Genomic DNA, 17,754 nt, shown 5'->3' on the forward strand with positions numbered 1-17,754 from the left:
AGATTGCGAATTAAGTCTCGTGACGAAACTATAGGGAAGCCGACTGCATCGCACTACGGGCCGAAAGCAGGAAGCTGTTCCCCATAAACCGGTTAAGTCGTGCTTCCGAGTCAGTTCGTCCGGGCGACCTGCTGATGCGGAGCGTCCCAACCGCCGCCCAGCGAGCGGAACGTTCTCACTGCGGCGCGGGCAGCGTCGGCCTTCGTTGCATCGAGATCGTCGCGTGACGCGAGAAGTTGCCGGTCGGCGTCGAGCACATCCGTGAGCGTGATCGACCCCGCGCGATACGCTTTCTCTGAAAGGTCGCGCGCCTTCGTCAATGCGGCGACTTCCTGTTGGATTTCCTGCGCACGAATCTCCGTTTGCGAGAGCGTCATCAATGCGTCTTCGACGTCTTCGGTCGCTTTGAGGGCAGCCTCCCGATACTGCGCCAACGCCTCTGCATACGATCCGCGCGCACTTTTGACCTCGGCGTCTACCTTGCCGAAATCGAACAGACGCCATTGCAGCGCACCTGTCCCGATTGGCTGGAACGACTTCGCGCTCAGGAAGTGGCTGGCTGAGATGCTGTCGAATCCCAATGCGCCAGCGAGCGAAATCTTCGGGTAGTAGTCGGCAAGTGCCACGCCGATCGCTTCGTTGGACGCCGCCAGGTGGCGTTCGGCAGCAATGATGTCAGGACGGCGCCGCAAGACGTCGACGGGCTGGTCCGCGCTGCCGATGGCAGGCACGTCCGGAATGACGCCCGCATTCGTGCCGAGTTCTGCCGCATAGGTCCCCGGCTGTGCGCCCATCAGCACATCGAGCCGGTTCAGTTGCGCTTCGAGCGAGACGCGCAAGCTCGGAACGGTGGCGCGTGCCTGACGCAGCAAGGCTTCAGCCTGCGCCACTTCGCGTTCGTCGGATGCACCAGCCTGCTTGCGCGCTTTCACGAGTTCCAGCAAACGCGCATCGGTATCCACCTGGTCCTGCGTGACGGCCAGCTGCGCCTGCAGCCCTCTGATTTGCAGATAGGCGTCGGCGGCGTCGGCAGCAACCGTCACGCGCGTGCCGAGTTGAGCGGCTTCGGCGGCCTGCTCTTCATCGGTGGCGGCCGCGTGTGCACGCCGCAGACCGCCGGCCAGATCGATTTCCCAGCTTGCCGTCGCACCGGCGACATATTCCTTCTGGTCGCGGCTGTAGTTGGGAAACGCGCTCGCAATCGTGCCAAGCGGACTCTGCGTGCTCTGGTGTACTGCCGTGTACGACGCATTGGCATCGACCGTCGGAAGCAGGCGGGCGCCAGCCGCCTGAGCCGCTGCGCGCGACTGGGCGACCCGCGCAATCGCAGCCTGGAGACTCAGGTTCTGATCGAGCGCACGTTGCACCACCTTGACCAGTTCGGGGTCGTTGAATCCCGTCCACCAGCTATCGAGACTCGGGGCCGGCAGCGTCGTTTGACGGTCCGCGACGACCTTCGCGTTGTGAAACGGCGCCATCTGCGTATCGGGCGCAACATAGTCCGGCCCGACGGCGCAGGCCGCAAGCAAGGCGCTGACGATCAGACTACCTGCGATCGCTTTCGAAGTTCTGAATACGAAGCCGTTCATTTCACGTCTCCACTACCGAGTTGCCGCACGGCAAGCGCGCCTTTGACGCCAAGCTTGCGAACGAAGGCGTAAAACGCCGGGGTGAATGCGAGCCCGAACAGCGTCACGCCGAGCATGCCGAAGAACACCGTCGTGCCGAGTGATTGCCGCATTTCCGAGCCGGCGCCGCTGGCGATGGCGAGGGGCGCCACACCCGCGATGAAGGCGAATGACGTCATCAGGATGGGCCGCAACCGCACGTGTGCCGCATGGGTTGCAGCGTCCTCCGCATTGACGCCGTCTTCCTCCTGACGCTGTCTGGCGAACTCGACGATGAGGATCGCGTTCTTGGCGGCCAGTCCAACGAGCACCACGAAGCCAATCTGCGCAAGAATGTCGATCGGCATGCCTCGCATGTTCAGACCGATCGCCGCTGCGAGCAGACACATCGGCACGATCAGCACGATCGCGAGAGGCGTCTTCCAGCTTTCATACTGCGCAGCGAGCACGAGGAACACGAACAGTGCCGAAGCGGCGAAGATCACGAGCGGAGACATGGTCTGCTCTTTCTGCTGATGAGCGAGATCGGTCCATTCGTAGGTGATGCCGTTCGGAAGAACCTGCGCCGCGAGCTGTTCCATGTGTTGAATGGCATCGCCGGACGAGTATCCAGGGCCCGCTGCACCCATGATTTCCGCTGCGGGATACATGTTGTAGCGCGGCACGCGATACGGCTGCGTCATGTTTCTGAAGGTCGCCACACTGCTGATCGGCACCATGTCACCCGTCGAGTTGCGCACCTTGAGCCGTCCGATGTCTTCCGGTGTCCGCCGGAATGCTTCATCGCCCTGAACCCGCACCTGATAGGTACGGCCCATGAAGTTGAAGTCATTCACGTATTGCGAGCCAAGGTAGAGGTCCATCGTGGAAAACACATCCGCTGGCGTGAGACCAATCTTTTCTGCCTTGAGGCGGTCGATGTCCGCATAGACAGAAGGCGCGCCCGCGTTGTAAAGCGTGAAGACTCCGCCGAACACCTTGTCCTTGTTCGCTGCAGCGACGAGTGCACGCGCCGCGTCGGCGAGGGCCTGTGGCCCGAGTCCGCCGCGGTCTTCCAGCATCAGCTTGAAGCCACCCGCTGCGCCCAGCCCTTGCACGGGCGGCGGATTGATCACGACCACCACCGCGTCCTTGACACCCGCGACCCGCTTGCGGAGTTCGACCAGCATCGACGCCGCATTGACGCCGGGCACATGCTTGCCATACAGCGAAGGCAGCCCGTAGAACAGCGTTCCCACGTTCGGCGCAATCGTGCCCGTCGTCACGTCGAGGCCCGACACAGGCGACGTATGAGTCACGCCTTTGAGTCCGGGCGTATCGAGCACGATGTCGTTGATCTCGCGGATCACCTTGTCGGTGCGTTCGAGGCTCGACCCCGGAGGAAGGAACGCGATCACAGCCTGATAGCCGATGTCCTGATCCGGAATAAAGCCGGTGGGCATTCTCGACATCTGCAAGGCAGTCGCGCCAATCAGACCGGCGTAGACGATCAGCATGACGGTCGTCGCGCGAACGGCGCGGCCCGTCATCTTTCCGTAGCGGGACGACAGCCATTCGAACGATGCGTTGAACCGGCCGAAAATCGCATGATGGACGCGGCCCAGCGCGGTCGTTCCGCCGTGAGACTTCTCCATTTCGTGCGGCTTGAGCAGCACCGCGCACAGAGCCGGGCTCAGCGTCAGCGAAACGAAGCATGAGATGACGGTGGACGCGGCGATCGTGATCGCGAACTGCTTGAAGAACAGCCCCGAGATGCCGGACATCAACGCAGTGGGTCCGAACACCGCACACAACGTGAGCGCGATGGCAATAATGGCCGTCGAAACTTCGTTCATCGTTCGATGCGCGGCTTCTTTCGGCGACATGCCGAGCGCCATGTTCCGTTCGACGTTCTCGACAACCACGATTGCATCGTCCACGACAATCCCGACGGCCAGAACCAGTCCAAACAACGACAGGTTATTGATCGATGCGCCGAACAGCGAAAGGACGGTGAACGTGCCGATCAGCGACACCGGAATCGCGACAACCGGGATGATCGTGGCACGCCAGTTCTGCAGGAACAGATACACGACACCGACCACCAGCAGAATGGCGATGCCGATCGTTTTCGCGACTTCCTCGATCGACTGGGAAACGAAGGTAGTCGGGTCGTAGATCTTGATGTAGTCGACGCCGGGCGGGAAGCTCTTCTTCAGTTCGGCCATTTTGGCCCAGACGTCATGCTCGACCTGCACCACGTTCGCATCGGGCGTGGCAATCACGAACCACGGCGTCGCCGCGAAGCGGTCGGCATAAGCCTTGGAGCCGTAGTCCACCGAACCAAGCTCGACCCGGCCGATATCGCGAATGCGTGTCACACGGCCCTGCGTATCGGACTTGACCACGACGTCGCCAAACTGTTCGGGCGTGGTGAGGCGGCCCAGCGCGTCGATATTGATCTGGTAGGCACCCGTCCCATTGTTCGACACAGGCGGCTGATTGAGCACACCTGCCGACACAGCAGCGTTTTGCGCACGAAGCGCGGCCAGTATTTCGCTGGCGCTGATGTTGTACGACGCAGCCTTGTCCGGATCGACCCAGATTCGCATCGCGTACTGTCGCTCGCCGAACAGCTGAAAGTCCGACACGCCCGGCAAACGCGCGATCTGATCGCGAACCTTGAGCATGTAGTTCGACAGGTATTCGGGACTACGGGAACCATCGGGCGAATAGACATGAACGCCGAGCAGCAGCGCCTGGATGGTCTTTTTCACCTGCACGCCCTGCAATTGCACTTCTGCGGGCAGACGCGACAGCGTGTCCTCCACACGGCTGCGCGTCAGCAGAAGCGCCGTGTTCGGGTCCGTGCCGACCTTGAAGATCACGGTGATCGTCAACTGACCATTGCTGGTCGATTGGCTCGAGATGTAATCCATGTTCTCGACGCCATTGACGGACTGCTCGAGCGGCGTTGCAACCGTACGTGCAATCGTATCCGCCGACGCACCCGGATACGAGGTCGTGATCTGAATGGTCGTGGGAACGATGTTCGGATACTGGGCCACCGGCAGCTTCATCATGGTTGCCAGGCCGATGAGCACAGCGAATATGTTGAGCACCGCGGCAAAGCGCGGGTGCTCGATAAAGAAGTGAGTCAGTTTCATGATTTCGCTCCTTCGTCGCCGTGCTCTGCCGAGAACTGGATCGTTCCGGTGTGTGGAGAAATCTTCGAGCCAGGACGCACGGCCGGAATACCGTCGATCACGATGCGGTCGGTCGGGGCGAGTCCGGATCGGATGACGCGCAGGCCGCCGCGAAGATCTCCAACCTCGACCTTTCTGGGCGTGGCCACGTTGTCGTCTCCCACGACGTACACCATGTGGTCGGTTTGATCCTGGAGAACGGCGGCATCGGGGACGAGCAAGGCCGGTTGCGGTGCAGTCGTGGCCAGCCGCAGGCGCGCGAAGCCACCGGGCGTCAACGACAGGTCGCTATTGGGAATGGTTGCGCGTGCATGGATGGTTCCGCTCGAACGGTCGAGCGTGTTGTCGATAAAGTTGAGCGTGCCTGTGCGTGCATATCCACTGTCGCCCGTCGGCGAAATATTCACTGCGTCTGCCAACGGTCCTTTGCGGTTTTCACGCGAGTGCTGGAAAGCGGCATAGTCGTTTTCGCTGATGTCGAAATCCAGATAGATCGGGTCCAGCGAAACGATCGTCGCAAGCAGCGTCGTGGGCCCACTGCCGGCGCGGCTGCCGGATACCAGATTGCCCGTCGAGACGAGGTGCGTACCGATGCGGCCGGTGAACGGTGCCGTGATCTTGCAGCGATCCAGGTCGAACCTGGCATCGCGAACCAACGCATTGGCGTTGTCGACGGCCGCTTGCGCGGCGCGTTGTTCCGCGACCTTCTGGTCGACGTTCTCGACCGTTCCCGCTTCCGAACGCTGCAGTTCCTGCGCGCGGGCAAGCTCTCGCGTGGCGAGCGCCAGCCGGGCATTGGCGGATTCGAGTCCCGCCGTCGCCTGGCTCAACTTGATCTGATACGGTTCCGGGTCGATCTCGAAGAGCACGTCGCCTTTGTGCACGATGTCGCCGTCCTTGAAATTGATCTGCGTGAGCGTGCCCCCGACCTGAGCGCGCAATTCGACACGGTTCACGGCAGAGAACTGGCCGAGGAACCCGAGCCGGCCTTCAATATCGCGCTGCAATGGCGCGCTGATGGCAACCGACGGAGGCGGCGGTGCGACCACGGGCGATGCACTCGACCAGTGCATGTGAGCCGCCGTCGCCGCCACGGCGACGATCACAGCGGCTGCAACACCTTTACCGACCCATCGAACGGAGCCGGACGTCGCCGGGTTGGCTGGAGTCGCGACGCCCACCTCGGCCTGATCAATACGGTTATTCATGGCATTCCTAAGTATGTTGACAGGCTGTACGACAGAGAGTCATGTCCAGCTCGCCCGTTAGATGATCAATCTTTGCTTTCTCGTATGAAGAAAGCCGGTTAGTCCAGAACCAGGCCGTGATCGTGGGAGACTTCCTCGTGAACGATTGCCGGCTAAGTTTCGTGACGCAACTATAGGCAACACCGTTGCGTCACACTACTGGCCGAAACCGGGAAGCTGTTCCCCGCAATCTGGTTAAGTTGCGTGACGAAACCTGGGCTACGATACGTTCCATCATGTATAGAAAACGCTTTGATGGAATGGACTGCTCGATCGCTCGCGCCCTCGATGAGGTAGGCGAGTGGTGGACGCTACTGATCGTTCGCGAGTGCACGCAAGGCAGCCGGCGCTTCGACGAATTTCAGAGCGGGCTCGGCATCGCCCGCAATGTCCTCACGGCACGGCTGGAACGTCTGATCGAGCTGGAGATACTCGAACGCTTCCCGATCGCAGAGCGTGCAAACACGTTCGGTTACCGCTTGACCTCGAAGGGAGCGGACTTGTATCCGGTGCTGGTCGCGCTGATGCAATGGGGCGACAAGTGGCTAAGGCCAAATGGGAAGCCGCCGATCGCCCTGGTGGACCATGCGAGCGGGAATCCCGTGGAAGTCGTGGAGGTGCGCGCAACGAACGGGCAAGCGCTGACGTATCGGGACGTTCGTTTTGCTGCCGGTCCGGGCGCAACGAAGGCGACGCGGGATGTCATCGAGAACCGGAATGACCGGGTACTCGGTGACCAGAGCGAAGAGTCTTGAGTGTCGAAGGCAGCGAAACAGCGCTAGTGTCGCTTCTGCTTGCCGAATCTGGACATCGATTGCCTGAGTTTGGGCGCCGCAAAGTCGATGAACTGCCGCAGTTTGATGGGCATGAGATTTCTGGACACATGAACCAGATGCACGGGTACGGGCTCGATCTCAAACTGGGGCAGGAGAATCTCGAGCTGCCCGTTGCGGATCGCTTCGTCGGCATCGTGCTCGAATACATAGGTGATGCCTGCGTTGTCCACGGCGGCGCTGACTGCGGCGTCGGGTGTCGTGACCTCGAGCCGCGGTTTCACGCCGAGTACATAGATCTTGCTCGTCGTGGGAAGGCGGAAGCGCCAGGGCGACAGGTACGGGCTGTTGAAGACGACGCACGAATACTTCACGAGATCGTCGGGTTCGCGCGGCGGCGTATGGTTGGCAAGGAAGGCGGGACTCGCGCAGACGATCGGCCGCAATGAGCCGATGCGCGTGGCGATCATGCTGCTATCCGCGAGTTCTCCGATCCGCAACGCGAGATCGGCGTGCGAATCGATGAGGTCGATGTTTCGATCGGAGAGAAGCAGGCGAACGGTGATGTCCGGATACTGCGCCAGGAACTGATTGATGACGGGCAAAACATGCAGACGGCCCAGTTGCACGGGCGCGGTCACGACCAGTTCACCTTTCGCTGTCGCGAACTCGCCCGTGGCCTCGCGCTCCTGTTCCCGCACGAGGTCGAGAATGCGCCGGGCCGCCGCGACGTATGACATGCCCGTGTCGGTCAATGTCAGCTTTCGCGTCGTTCGTATCAGCAACCGTGTTCCTAGCATCTCCTCGAGATCGGCGACCTTACGGGTGAGTGTGCTGACAGGGATCTTGAGCTCGCGCGCTGCCGCCGACAGGCTTCCCCTGTCCACGGCGGTCAGCAACATTTCCATGGCTTCCAGTCGGTCCAACGCGTTCGCTCACGTGGGATTAGGTCGCAGTATTGTAGGGGATGTTGCCACCCGAAAGCCGGATGAAAGTTTTTGCCGGCCCGCGCCTTCGCGGTGTCGTGTCGGAACGTGACTTCAAGAAAACACATGACTGGAGAGTCCGATGTATGCACAGGCTATCGCGCAATGCGTGCAAGCAGTAAAAACCATGGAGACGTATCTCGACAAGGCGGAGCGCTTCGCGAACGCGAAGAAGTTCGATGTTGCCGTTCTGTTGTCGACTCGCCTCGCTCCCGACATGGGCGGCTTGCTCTATCAGATACAAAGCGCTTGCGACTATTTGAAGGGTGGCGCGGCCTTTCTTTCAGGGCAGCAGCCACCGCGGCATGAAGACAATGAACGAACGTTCGATGAAGCGCGTGCGCGCATCCGCAAGACGATTGATTTCGCCGAAAGCGTGACGGTGGACCAGTACGCCGACGCAGCCAGTCAGATCGTAAAAGTATCGTGGGTGCCGGGTAAGCTGACTGCCGAAAACTATCTGCTGCAGATCGTGATTCCGAATGTCTACTTCCATGTCGCCATGGCTTACGCAATTTTGCGCACGAATGGCGTCGACGTCGGGAAGCAGGACTTCATCGGCCCGGTCAATGCGTTCGATGCCTGATCGGCAGGCAGCCCAGGTCGTTGCTGACATGCGAGTCGAGGCACTGAAACCTGCACGGCCCCGCCGCACGGTAGCGCCTTGCCTGCCGTGCGAATATGTAAAGACCGGGTGGAACAGCGAGTCCACGCGCCCCTCGACTCCGATAATCGTCTGCATGCAGGCTGTCGATCACGACAGCGACGATCTATCGAGTCGCGCGCCGCAGGCCATCGACGGTTGACGGTCCATCGAGCGCGCGGCGCTTCCTTGTTGAAGGGCCCGTGGCGTGTGCAATAACCCGATTGTCTCCATCATCGACGACGACGAGTCCGTGCGCGTCGCGACATCCAGCCTCGTGCGGTCGCTTGGCTGGAAGGCCCGGCTCTATGCGTCGGCAGAGCAGTTCATGACGTCCGGCAACCTCGGCGACGAGACCTGCATCATTTCGGACGTGCGGATGCCGGGCATTTCCGGCATCGACATGTACCGGCAACTCGTCGGGCGCGGCGTGGCGACGCCGATCATTTTCATCTCCGCCTTCGCGACCGACAAAACCCGCAGGCAGGCTTTCGACGCGGGCGCCGTCTGCATGCTCAGCAAGCCCGTTGACGTGACGGACGTGACACGCTGCCTCGAATCGGTGCGAACGCACACCTCCCGCGCTTCTGCCGCGCAACCGCCGGCGGGAGCGCGATGATTTTCGATGCCTTGCCAATCTTGTCCGTAGGCCGCGTCAAGGGCACGCGCGCGCTCTATCCGGCGGCCGCTGCGATCGCACTGGCCGTGTTCGTCATCGACGCGTTCACGATGATCGATATCGCCGTCGCCGTGCTGTACGCGACCGTGGTGTTGCTGGTCGCATCGGCGGGCTCGCGCGTGACGACGGCCAACGTCGCGTGGGGTTGCGTTGCGTTGACACTGCTGGGATTCATGTTGTCCCATGACGGGCACTATTCGGATGGCTCGGTGGCCCGCTGCGTGGTGAGTCTGCTCGCTATCGCGACCACCTCGATACTGGCGCTGCGAAACCAGGCGAGCAACGACACGCTGCGCAAGCAACTCGAAATGCTCGACCTCACGCATGACGCGATCATCGTCTACGACATCGACGACCGCGTCACGTTCTGGAACCAGGGCGCGGAGCGGCTGTACGGCTGGACCGCGCAAGAGGCGATGGGCCAGCCGCTGCACGAGCTGACGCAAACGCGGGCGTCGACGATGCCCATCGACGAGATTCGCAGCGAGACCCTGCTTCATGGCGGCTGGCACGGCGAACTGCAGCGCATGCGCAAGGACGGCGAGACGGTCTTCATCTCCAGCCGCTGTACGCTGTGGCGCGACGACCGAGGCAAGCCGCTCGCGATCCTCGCCACCAGCAACGACATTACGGCGCGCAAACGGATGGAAGAAGAACTGCAGCGCCAGCAGGACGAACTGCGCGCGACGATCGACGCCATACCCGGCATGGTCTGGAGTTCGTCGCGCGACGGCTGCCCCGATTACATGAACCGTCGCTGGAACGAGTACGGTGTGGAGCTTGCCGACGACGTCCGCGATATCTGGCAGTCGATCGTGCATCCCGACGACCTTCCCGCAATGCAGGCCGCGTGGCGTGAAGCCGTCGCCACGGGCAGCGCGCTCGAAACCACCGCGCGCATCAGACGCAAGGACGGCGTGTATCGCTGGATGCACGTTGGCGCGGAGCCGTTGCGCGACGCGAATGGGGACATCGTGCGCTGGTACGGCGTCAATACCGATATCGAAGAGCACAAGCAGACGCAGCAGGCGCTCGAACGCAGCGAGGCGTTCCTGTCGGACGCGCAGCGCCTGAGCCGCACGGGCAGCATCGCCACGCGCGTGCCAGAGTGCGACATGGGGTGGTCGGACGAGACGTATCGCATCTTCGATGTGCCGCGTCACGTGACGCCCAGCGTCGAGCTGATCGCGGCGCGCACGCATCCCGACGATATCGACATCGTGAAGCGCGCACATGAGCGGGCGTTGCGGGGCGAGTCGCATATCGACAGTGAGTTCCGGCTGCTGCTGACGGATGGCTCGGTCAAGCATGTCCATTACGTCGCGCATCTGTCGGCGCCCGTTTCCGGAAAGGTCGAGTATGTCGGCGCATTGATGGACGTGACGGATCGCGTGACCGCGCAGGAAGCGCTTGATCGCTCCACAGCCGAACTCGCGCATGTCACGCGCGTGACGATGCTGGGCGAGATGGCGGCGTCGATTGCGCACGAGGTCACGCAACCGCTCGCGGCGATCGTGACGGCGGGCGACGCGGCGGCGCGCTGGCTCAACCGGCCGCGCCCCGATCTCGACGAGGTCGGGCTGTCGATCGGCCACATGACGCGCGACGCGAAGCGCGCCACCGATATCATCCGGCAGATACGCGCGATGGCGCAGAAACGCGATCCGAGTCCCATGCCGCTCGATCTGAATGCACTTGCGCGAGAGGCGATCGAACTGCTGCGGCGTGAACTCGAAGCGCACGCAATCGAAGTCGAGACAGGCGATCTGCAACATGTTCTGCGCGTTTCCGTCGACCGCGTGCAGATCCAGCAGGTCGTCATCAATCTGATGATGAACGCGGTGCAAGCGATGTCGGCGGTGAACGACCGCGTGCGCCGGCTGAAGATCGTCACGCACAAGGTCGATGACGGGCATGCGCAACTGAGCGTCGAAGACACCGGTTCGGGCATCAGCGAAGAAAACAGCCACCGTCTGTTCAGCCCGTTCTTCACGACGAGGAAGGAAGGCATGGGGATCGGGCTGTCGATCTGCCGCTCGATCGTCGAAGCGCACGGCGGACGCATCTGGGCCGAATCGCAGGAAGGGGCAGGCACGACGATGCAATTCATCCTGCCGCTGGACGAACCTGCGAAGGTCGAAAGCTGAAGGTTCGTGTGCGCGCCGGAATGCGTATAGGCAAAACCGCGGATGGCAGAAACGCCAGGTTAGGTTATCGGCGGCTACGGGATCCTTCGCGTGGCATCGCGATACGCGGCGTCTCAATGCAAGAGGAACGATGGGAAGGGGACCTGCGATCGCTGAACATGTCAGTCAGCGTTGATCACTGCAATCGCGAAGAGAAGAGAGAGGATACAGAACAGCGGCAGCTTCAACGAGAAGCGGGCCGCTGGTGCAAAGCCAAATTCATGTCCAGTGCGAGACCGCGCATGAACGATCAGCTGCCGAAGTAGGTGTTGCAGTAGCTGACGGGGCCGACACACGAATTAGCGCCCGTGTTGTGCTTGTGGAGCAGGCCACCCGAGCCGCTTTGCGACGTGCCCGAAACAACACCGCCATACGACGTTGCGCCGGTATCGCCGCCTTGAGCCGTCGTGGCAGACGGGCCGCGTTCCGAAGCAGGCGCGCCGGCAATCGGGTTGTAGTAAGGAGCCGGACCGTAGCCGCTTGCGAAGACGGGAGCCGATACGAAAGCGGTAGCGGCGAGAAGGGCGGCGGCGACAAGTTTGGTTTTCATGGCGGGTACCTCCAGAAACAGTTCAGGGATCGAAAGTTCGTTGAACGGATGTGCGTCAACGTCGAAACCAGTCTATGCGGCGACGCGGAAGAGAATAAGGCTTCTGGCGGGAAGGCTGACTTGCCGGATTCGTGAGTAATCCACAAACCGAAATGACTTGTTGTGGAATCCGCAAATCTGGGCCGCCTTTCTGGAGAAATAAGGACAAAACCGTGCGATACAGAAATCCAGAGAGCGCTCGACTGGGTAACATCTTCGGGCAAGGCAAGCTCACCGTGGCCCGGACATTCAGACTCTTTTTTCGAGCTTCAGCCGCGAACCGCAGCTGACCAGGGCCGCATGTCTTTAAGGAAGGCATCCCTAAAGGAGAGTTCGAATGACTAACCCTGCGGCTGGTATTTCCGTCACACATCACCGAACTGCTGTAATCGAGGGAATCAAACTTTTCTATCGTGAAGCTGGGCCGGCCGATGGCGACACCATCGTGTTGTTGCACGGTTTTCCAACTTCCTCACACATGTTCAGGAATCTGATCCCCGCACTTGCGGACAGGTATCGCGTCATCGCGCCGGACTATCCTGGGTATGGTCAGAGCGATATGCCGTCTCACGCCGATTTTCCTTACACGTTCGACCGGATTGCATCGTTGGTGGATGGTCTTCTTGAGCATCTGGGTGCCAAAACATACGCGATGTATGTCATGGACTATGGCGCACCCGTTGGATGGCGCATCGCGCTAAAGCACCCGGAGCGCGTCACGGGCTTTATTGTGCAGAATGGCAATGCCTATGATGAAGGACTCAAAGAATTCTGGGACCCAATCAAACAATACTGGAAGGATGAATCCGACGCGAGCCGGCAGGCCTTGCAGAAGCTACTGACGCTCGATACGACTATCTTCCAGTACACCGATGGGGTGAGCGACCGCACGCGCGTGGCACCGGACAACTGGATCCACGACCAGGCGTTGCTAGATCGTCCGGGAAACAACGATGTCCAGTTGGACCTGCTTTTCGACTATCGAACCAATTTGCCTCTCTACCCGACCGTTCAGGCCTATTTCAGGGAGCATCGACCTCCGATGCTGATCGTGTGGGGCAAGAATGATTTCATTTTTCCGGAAGATGGCGCGCATCCCTATAAGCGCGACCTTCCGGACGTCGAACTTCATTTGATTGATACGGGCCATTTCGCACTGGAGGACAAGGCCGACGAGATGATTCCATTGATACGGGATTTCCTCGCAAGGCGTGTCGCTTCGCGCTAAACCAGATAGCCATCAAAAAAAGACGGTTTGAGCCGTGGGCCCTGGAGGATGCGTGCGCAAGAATCTTCCGGCCCACAGTCATCAATCGCATCTGACTTGTCGTCGAGCAGGTACGCCTGAGGCATTTCTTTGAGAGCGTAATGTGCAGCTGGTACACGCGTCGCGTGCGCGGTACGGCCGGCCTGCATGTTCGGCTCACCACGTTGTGTATCGCCGCGCTCGCGATCAGCGTGTTCATCTGAGGCATACAACGCCGTTCATATCGGAAATCTCCGTGGAGAACGCGAGCGTGCACGCGTTGCCATCCGTGGATACTCAGTGAGGTCGATTCGCTCGCTGTGTCTGGAAGGAGATCGCCATGCGCGCTGAACAATACGCCTTGCTCGCGGATCTTGAACGCGACGACATGGCGCAACCTTCACGTTCCACTCCCGGCATCGCGTGCAGGATGTCCGTTGCTGCGATGCTGTCGTGGTCGCTTGTCGAAACGCCTTGGGATCTGCTCTACCCGGTGGGCAAGGTTCACATTGCGATCATTATCCTCACGAAGCTGATCGTCGCAGGCATCGAGGTGGCCGCGCTGTGCGGCTCGTTCGTTGCGCTCGCAGCCTGCGCGTTCTGCTGCGTGGTCAGCATCGTCATGATCGGCTTCACGCTGCCTGATCTGTACGTGCTGTCGCGCACTTTTTTCTATCTGTCCATCGTGGAAGTCGTGATCAAGACCACGGTGGCTGTCGCGATCTCGTTCCACTGTGCCGAAGATCACGCCGCCCCTGATGTCGACGCTTGCCGTTGGCAAATGCGGTAGCCACTCAAGATGAGCCCGGCATAGTGCGTATCGGAAAGAGCCTTTGAGCCATTGCAGAGACACTGTTGATAGAGGATGTCGCCGATTAGTTCGCGCGATGTCCTCGGTCTCTTCATTGCCAAATGAGGCTCAAGCATGACACAGGAAACTGAAAACACAGTGCTGGCTGTCTTCACCCACCATGCGGAAGCGGACGCCGCCGTCAAGGCGCTCGCGGAACACGGCTTCGATATGACGAAGCTGTCTATCGTGGGCAAGGGTTACCACTCCGAGGAACACGCGGTCGGCTTCTATACAGCTGGCGACAGGATCAGGACATGGGGCGCGACAGGCGCGCTCTGGGGCGGCATCTGGGGCCTGCTGGCCGGTCCCGCGTTGTTCCTCGTGCCCGGCGTCGGGCTCGTCGCGCTGGCGGGCCCGTTCGTCGCGGCCCTGGTGTCGGCCGTGGAAGGCGCGGTGATCGGCGGCGGCGTGACGGTGCTCGGCGCGGCGCTCGCGCACATCGGCGTGCCGAAGAACGACGTCGTCAAATACGAAACGGTGGTCAAGGCCGATGGGTTCGTGCTGATCGCGCACGGCACCGAAGAAGACATCGAGCGCGCCAAAACCATTCTCGACGAGACGAGGCAGCAATCCCCCGCGCCGGCGCAAGCACAGGCGTAAGCCGCGCGATTGATCCGCTTCACCACGCGCACGCGTTGTCGCTTTTGAACGAAACGCGAGCGTGCGCCGCCGATACCCAACCAGAGAGATTCATCAAAAATGGCCCGGAATATGTGTGACATTTGCGGGGTGCGCCCCGCATCCGTACGCGTCACGATTGCGCAGGACGGCAAGCGTCGCGATCTCGACGTGTGCGATTACCACTACAACCAGTTGACTCGTCATCAGCGTTACGTTTCGCCGCTCGAATCGCTGTTCGGCGGGATGTTCGACGAGCCTTCAGGCTTCGGCGGGCGCGAACAGGCCCCCAGTGACCGCATGGTCGCGCCTGCGCAGCAGGAAGGCCCCGGCATCGACGCGCGCTTCAGCGATCAGGCGAAAGAGATTCTGCAGCGCTCGGCTGAGCGTGCCGTGCAATTCGGCAGCCGCGAAGTCGATACGGAACACCTGCTGTACGAATTGCCCGACAGCGACGTCGTCGCGGCGTTGCTCAAGCGCTTCAAGATTTCGACGGATGAACTGCGCGCCTACATCGACGAGCATGCGCCCCGCAGTGAAAACACCGACTCGGCCGACGGCGCGCAACTCGGCGTATCGCCGCGTGTGAAGAGCGCGCTGGATTGGGCGTTCATCATCTCGCGCGAACTGGGTCACAGCTATGTCGGCCCCGAGCACATTCTGCTCGGCCTCGCCGAAGTACCGGAAAGTTTCGCGGGCACGCTGCTCGCGAAGTATGGCCTGACGCCGCAGGCGTTGCGTCAGCAGGCGGTGAGGCTCGTCGGCAAGGGCGCGGAAGAGGGCCGTGTCGAGACGGCGTCGTCGACGCCGAAGCTCGACGAGCATGGCCGTGATCTGACGAAGCTCGCGCGCGAAGGCAAGCTCGATCCCGTGATCGGCCGGTCGAAAGAAATTGAAACGACAATCGAGGTGCTTGCCCGTCGAAAGAAGAACAACCCGGTGCTGATCGGCGAGCCGGGAGTCGGCAAGACCGCGATTCTCGAAGGGCTCGCGCAGCGCATCGTTCATGGCGACGTGCCTGAAGAGCTGCGCGACAAGCGTCTTATCGAGCTCAACGTCAACTCGCTCGTCGCGGGCTCGAAGTATCGCGGCGAATTCGAAGAGCGCGTCAAACAGATCATGGGCGAGATCGTCGCGAACCGCGACGAGCTGCTGATTTTCATCGACGAGGTGCATACCATCGTCGGTGCCGGACAAGGCGGAAACGAAGGCGGTCTCGACATCGCGAACACGTTCAAGCCCGCGATGGCGCGGGGCGAGCTGAACCTGATCGGCGCAACGACGCTGGCCGAATACCAGAAGTACATCGAGAAGGACGCGGCGCTCGAACGGCGTTTCCAGCCTGTGCTGGTGCCCGAGCCGACTGTCGACCAGACCGTCAATATTCTGCGCGGCCTGCGCGACCGTCTCGAAGCGCACCACAAGGTGACGATCCAGGATCAGGCGTTCGTCGCGGCGGCCGAGCTGTCGGACCGTTACATCAGTGGCCGTTTTCTGCCCGACAAGGCGATCGATCTGATCGACCAGGCGGCAGCGCGCGTGCGACTTTCGACCACGTCGCGGCCAACGGACATTCACGAGCGCGAAGCGGAGATCGAGCAACTCAAGCGTGAGCAGAGTTACGCGACGTCGCGCAAGCAGTTCGACCGCGCGAAGGAACTCGAAGCGAAAGCCAGCGAGCAGGAGGCTGAGCTTGCGAAAGCGACGGAAGCATGGAAGCGCAAGCTCGGTTCGAGCACGGCCGAAGTCACGGTCGAACATGTGGCCGAGATCATCTCGAAGCTCACGGGCGTGCCCGTCACCGAGCTGACGGAGGAAGAAAAGTCGAAGCTGCTCAAAATGGAAGAGCGGCTGCACGAACGCGTGATCGGCCAGGAAGAGGCGATCCGCGCCGTCAGCGACGCCGTGAGACTCGCGCGCGCCGGTCTGCAACAGGGCAACCGGCCGATCGCGAACCTGCTGTTCCTCGGACCGACGGGCGTCGGCAAGACGGAGCTTGCCAAGGCGCTCGCCGAAGTACTGTTCGGCGACGAGGACGCGATCGTCCGCATCGACATGAGCGAGTACATGGAGCGTCACGCCGTCGCTCGGCTGATCGGTGCGCCGCCCGGTTACGTCGGTTATGAGGAAGGCGGCCAGCTGACCGAGCGTGTGCGGCGGCGGCCTTACTGCGTGATCCTGCTCGACGAGATCGAGAAGGCGCATGCCGACGTCTACAACGTGCTGCTGCAGGTCTTCGACGATGGACGTCTGACGGACGGCAAGGGGCGCGTGGTCGATTTCACGAACACGCTCATCATCGCGACGAGCAATCTGGCGAGCGACGTGATCATGGACGGCGCCAAGACGCCGCCGGGCTTCGCATCGTCGCACGAGCCGAATCCGGATGTGCGCACGGCGGTGATGGCGGTGCTTCAGCAGCACTTCCGGCCGGAATTCCTGAACCGTCTCGACGAAATCATCATCTTCGAGGCGCTGTCGAAAGCGCAGATCCGCGAGATCGTCATGCTGCAACTCGAACGCGTGCGTCGCACGGCGAGCGCGCAGGACATCGAGCTTGTCTTCGAAGACAGCCTCGTCGATCATCTCGCCGCGACCGGTTACAAGCCGCGTTTCGGCGCGCGTGAACTCAGGCGGCAGATTCGCCAGGGGCTCGAAACCGCGCTCGCGAAGCAGATGCTGGGCGGCGACGTCAAGGAAGGCGACCGCATGACGTGCGCGTGGGACGAGGCACAGGGCAAGGTCGTTCTGACGGCGACCCCGGCTGCGTCGAAAGACGTCACCGCGAACGCTGCGCCGAAGGCCGCCGCGAGCAGCGGCAAGACCAAGGCCAGGAAGCCGCGCCGAAGCGCGAAGGCAGCCGCCGAAGAGCGCTCCGAAGCGCGCCTCGACGAAGCGCTCGACGACTCGTTCCCGGCGAGCGATCCGCCCGCTTTCATCGAGGACGGTCTGGCGCACTGAGCCGCCATCCAGGCGCCGCAAGCGCCACGAGCCGGCCGGAAGTCATTTGCAAGCTTGACGCTTCCGGCCGGCTGCGAGCCTTGTCGCAGAAGGCAATTGCCCAATCTGACCGCCCGTCCTGGTACATTCCCTACACAGCCGCCGGCAGGGCGCGGTCTTC

General features: G+C 61.6%; 13 protein-coding genes. 8 read left to right on the forward strand and 5 right to left on the reverse strand.

Annotation, left to right across the window (positions count from 1 at the left end; genetic code table 11):
* Window positions 1-110: 110 nt before the first annotated feature.
* Genes PPGU16_RS31190 through PPGU16_RS31200 form a run of 3 tightly spaced genes read right to left on the reverse strand, consistent with a single transcriptional unit; the run spans window position 111 to window position 6,021 of the window.
* A complete protein-coding gene (locus tag PPGU16_RS31190; protein WP_180726579.1) occupies window positions 111-1,589 on the reverse strand; it encodes an efflux transporter outer membrane subunit in 1,479 nt (492 codons plus the stop codon).
* Window positions 1,586-4,774: an efflux RND transporter permease subunit gene (locus PPGU16_RS31195; protein WP_180726580.1), complete on the reverse strand. Its 3,189-nt coding sequence runs from the start codon at window positions 4,772-4,774 to the stop codon at window positions 1,586-1,588. Before PPGU16_RS31195 ends, PPGU16_RS31190 begins: the two co-directional genes overlap by 4 nt.
* Window positions 4,771-6,021 (reverse strand): efflux RND transporter periplasmic adaptor subunit, encoded by a 1,251-nt coding sequence (locus PPGU16_RS31200; RefSeq protein WP_180726581.1) that lies wholly within the window; start codon window positions 6,019-6,021, stop codon window positions 4,771-4,773. Before PPGU16_RS31200 ends, PPGU16_RS31195 begins: the two co-directional genes overlap by 4 nt.
* A 275-nt stretch (window positions 6,022-6,296) precedes the next feature.
* Here PPGU16_RS31200 and PPGU16_RS31205 point away from each other — a divergent pair, with 275 nt between their 5' ends.
* Complete coding sequence (locus tag PPGU16_RS31205; RefSeq protein ID WP_180726582.1) at window positions 6,297-6,815, forward strand: winged helix-turn-helix transcriptional regulator; 519 nt, start codon at window positions 6,297-6,299, stop codon at window positions 6,813-6,815.
* A 23-nt stretch (window positions 6,816-6,838) separates the two neighbouring features.
* Here PPGU16_RS31205 and PPGU16_RS31210 read toward each other — a convergent pair whose 3' ends face one another.
* Window positions 6,839-7,735, reverse strand: a complete 897-nt coding sequence (locus PPGU16_RS31210) for a LysR family transcriptional regulator (RefSeq protein ID WP_253074473.1) — start codon at window positions 7,733-7,735, stop codon at window positions 6,839-6,841.
* A 166-nt stretch (window positions 7,736-7,901) separates the two neighbouring features.
* On the opposite strand from PPGU16_RS31210, the gene PPGU16_RS31215 reads away from it, so the two are divergent.
* The 3 genes from PPGU16_RS31215 to PPGU16_RS31225 all read left to right on the forward strand — a co-directional run bounded on the left by PPGU16_RS31215 (window position 7,902) and on the right by PPGU16_RS31225 (window position 11,288).
* Entirely contained in the window at window positions 7,902-8,405 is a 504-nt protein-coding gene (locus PPGU16_RS31215) for a DUF1993 domain-containing protein (RefSeq protein WP_180726584.1), read from the forward strand.
* A 265-nt stretch (window positions 8,406-8,670) separates the two neighbouring features.
* A complete protein-coding gene (locus PPGU16_RS31220) occupies window positions 8,671-9,081 on the forward strand; it encodes a response regulator transcription factor (RefSeq protein ID WP_180726585.1) in 411 nt (136 codons plus the stop codon).
* Window positions 9,078-11,288, forward strand: coding sequence for a PAS domain-containing sensor histidine kinase (locus PPGU16_RS31225; RefSeq protein WP_180726586.1), 2,211 nt, complete (start codon window positions 9,078-9,080; stop codon window positions 11,286-11,288). The genes PPGU16_RS31220 and PPGU16_RS31225 overlap by 4 nt, the downstream gene beginning before the upstream one ends.
* A gap of 289 nt (window positions 11,289-11,577) precedes the next feature.
* On the opposite strand, the gene PPGU16_RS31230 is transcribed toward PPGU16_RS31225, so the two are convergent.
* Entirely contained in the window at window positions 11,578-11,877 is a 300-nt protein-coding gene (locus PPGU16_RS31230) for a hypothetical protein (protein ID WP_180726587.1), read from the reverse strand.
* 376 nt (window positions 11,878-12,253) lie between these two features.
* Here PPGU16_RS31230 and PPGU16_RS31235 point away from each other — a divergent pair, with 376 nt between their 5' ends.
* The 4 genes from PPGU16_RS31235 (at window position 12,254) to PPGU16_RS31250 (ending at window position 17,594) form a co-directional block, all read left to right on the forward strand.
* Window positions 12,254-13,144 carry an alpha/beta fold hydrolase gene (locus PPGU16_RS31235; protein WP_180726588.1) on the forward strand — a complete coding sequence of 297 codons (891 nt, stop codon included), beginning with the start codon at window positions 12,254-12,256 and terminating at the stop codon, window positions 13,142-13,144.
* A gap of 358 nt (window positions 13,145-13,502) precedes the next feature.
* Window positions 13,503-13,952 carry a hypothetical protein gene (locus tag PPGU16_RS31240; RefSeq protein WP_180726589.1) on the forward strand — a complete coding sequence of 150 codons (450 nt, stop codon included), beginning with the start codon at window positions 13,503-13,505 and terminating at the stop codon, window positions 13,950-13,952.
* Between the two features lie 135 nt (window positions 13,953-14,087).
* The gene (locus tag PPGU16_RS31245) at window positions 14,088-14,615 is read left to right on the forward strand and encodes a general stress protein (RefSeq protein ID WP_180726590.1); all 528 of its coding nucleotides are present in this window, start codon (window positions 14,088-14,090) and stop codon (window positions 14,613-14,615) included.
* Window positions 14,616-14,714: 99 nt separating this feature from the next.
* Complete coding sequence (locus PPGU16_RS31250; protein WP_180726591.1) at window positions 14,715-17,594, forward strand: ATP-dependent Clp protease ATP-binding subunit; 2,880 nt, start codon at window positions 14,715-14,717, stop codon at window positions 17,592-17,594.
* Window positions 17,595-17,754: the final 160 nt, after the last annotated feature.

This window comes from Paraburkholderia largidicola, assembly GCF_013426895.1.
GTDB classification, from domain to species: Bacteria; Pseudomonadota; Gammaproteobacteria; order Burkholderiales; family Burkholderiaceae; genus Paraburkholderia; species Paraburkholderia largidicola.

Coding starts and splice junctions, on each gene's coding strand:
- PPGU16_RS31190 (WP_180726579.1), bottom strand. CDS start 1,589: ATGAACGGCTTCGTATTCAGAACTTCGAAAGCGATCGCAGGTAGTCTG.
- PPGU16_RS31195 (WP_180726580.1), bottom strand. CDS start 4,774: ATGAAACTGACTCACTTCTTTATCGAGCACCCGCGCTTTGCCGCGGTG.
- PPGU16_RS31200 (WP_180726581.1), bottom strand. CDS start 6,021: ATGAATAACCGTATTGATCAGGCCGAGGTGGGCGTCGCGACTCCAGCC.
- PPGU16_RS31205 (WP_180726582.1), top strand. CDS start 6,297: ATGTATAGAAAACGCTTTGATGGAATGGACTGCTCGATCGCTCGCGCC.
- PPGU16_RS31210 (WP_253074473.1), bottom strand. CDS start 7,735: ATGTTGCTGACCGCCGTGGACAGGGGAAGCCTGTCGGCGGCAGCGCGC.
- PPGU16_RS31215 (WP_180726584.1), top strand. CDS start 7,902: ATGTATGCACAGGCTATCGCGCAATGCGTGCAAGCAGTAAAAACCATG.
- PPGU16_RS31225 (WP_180726586.1), top strand. CDS start 9,078: ATGATTTTCGATGCCTTGCCAATCTTGTCCGTAGGCCGCGTCAAGGGC.
- PPGU16_RS31230 (WP_180726587.1), bottom strand. CDS start 11,877: ATGAAAACCAAACTTGTCGCCGCCGCCCTTCTCGCCGCTACCGCTTTC.
- PPGU16_RS31235 (WP_180726588.1), top strand. CDS start 12,254: ATGACTAACCCTGCGGCTGGTATTTCCGTCACACATCACCGAACTGCT.
- PPGU16_RS31240 (WP_180726589.1), top strand. CDS start 13,503: ATGCGCGCTGAACAATACGCCTTGCTCGCGGATCTTGAACGCGACGAC.
- PPGU16_RS31245 (WP_180726590.1), top strand. CDS start 14,088: ATGACACAGGAAACTGAAAACACAGTGCTGGCTGTCTTCACCCACCAT.
- PPGU16_RS31250 (WP_180726591.1), top strand. CDS start 14,715: ATGGCCCGGAATATGTGTGACATTTGCGGGGTGCGCCCCGCATCCGTA.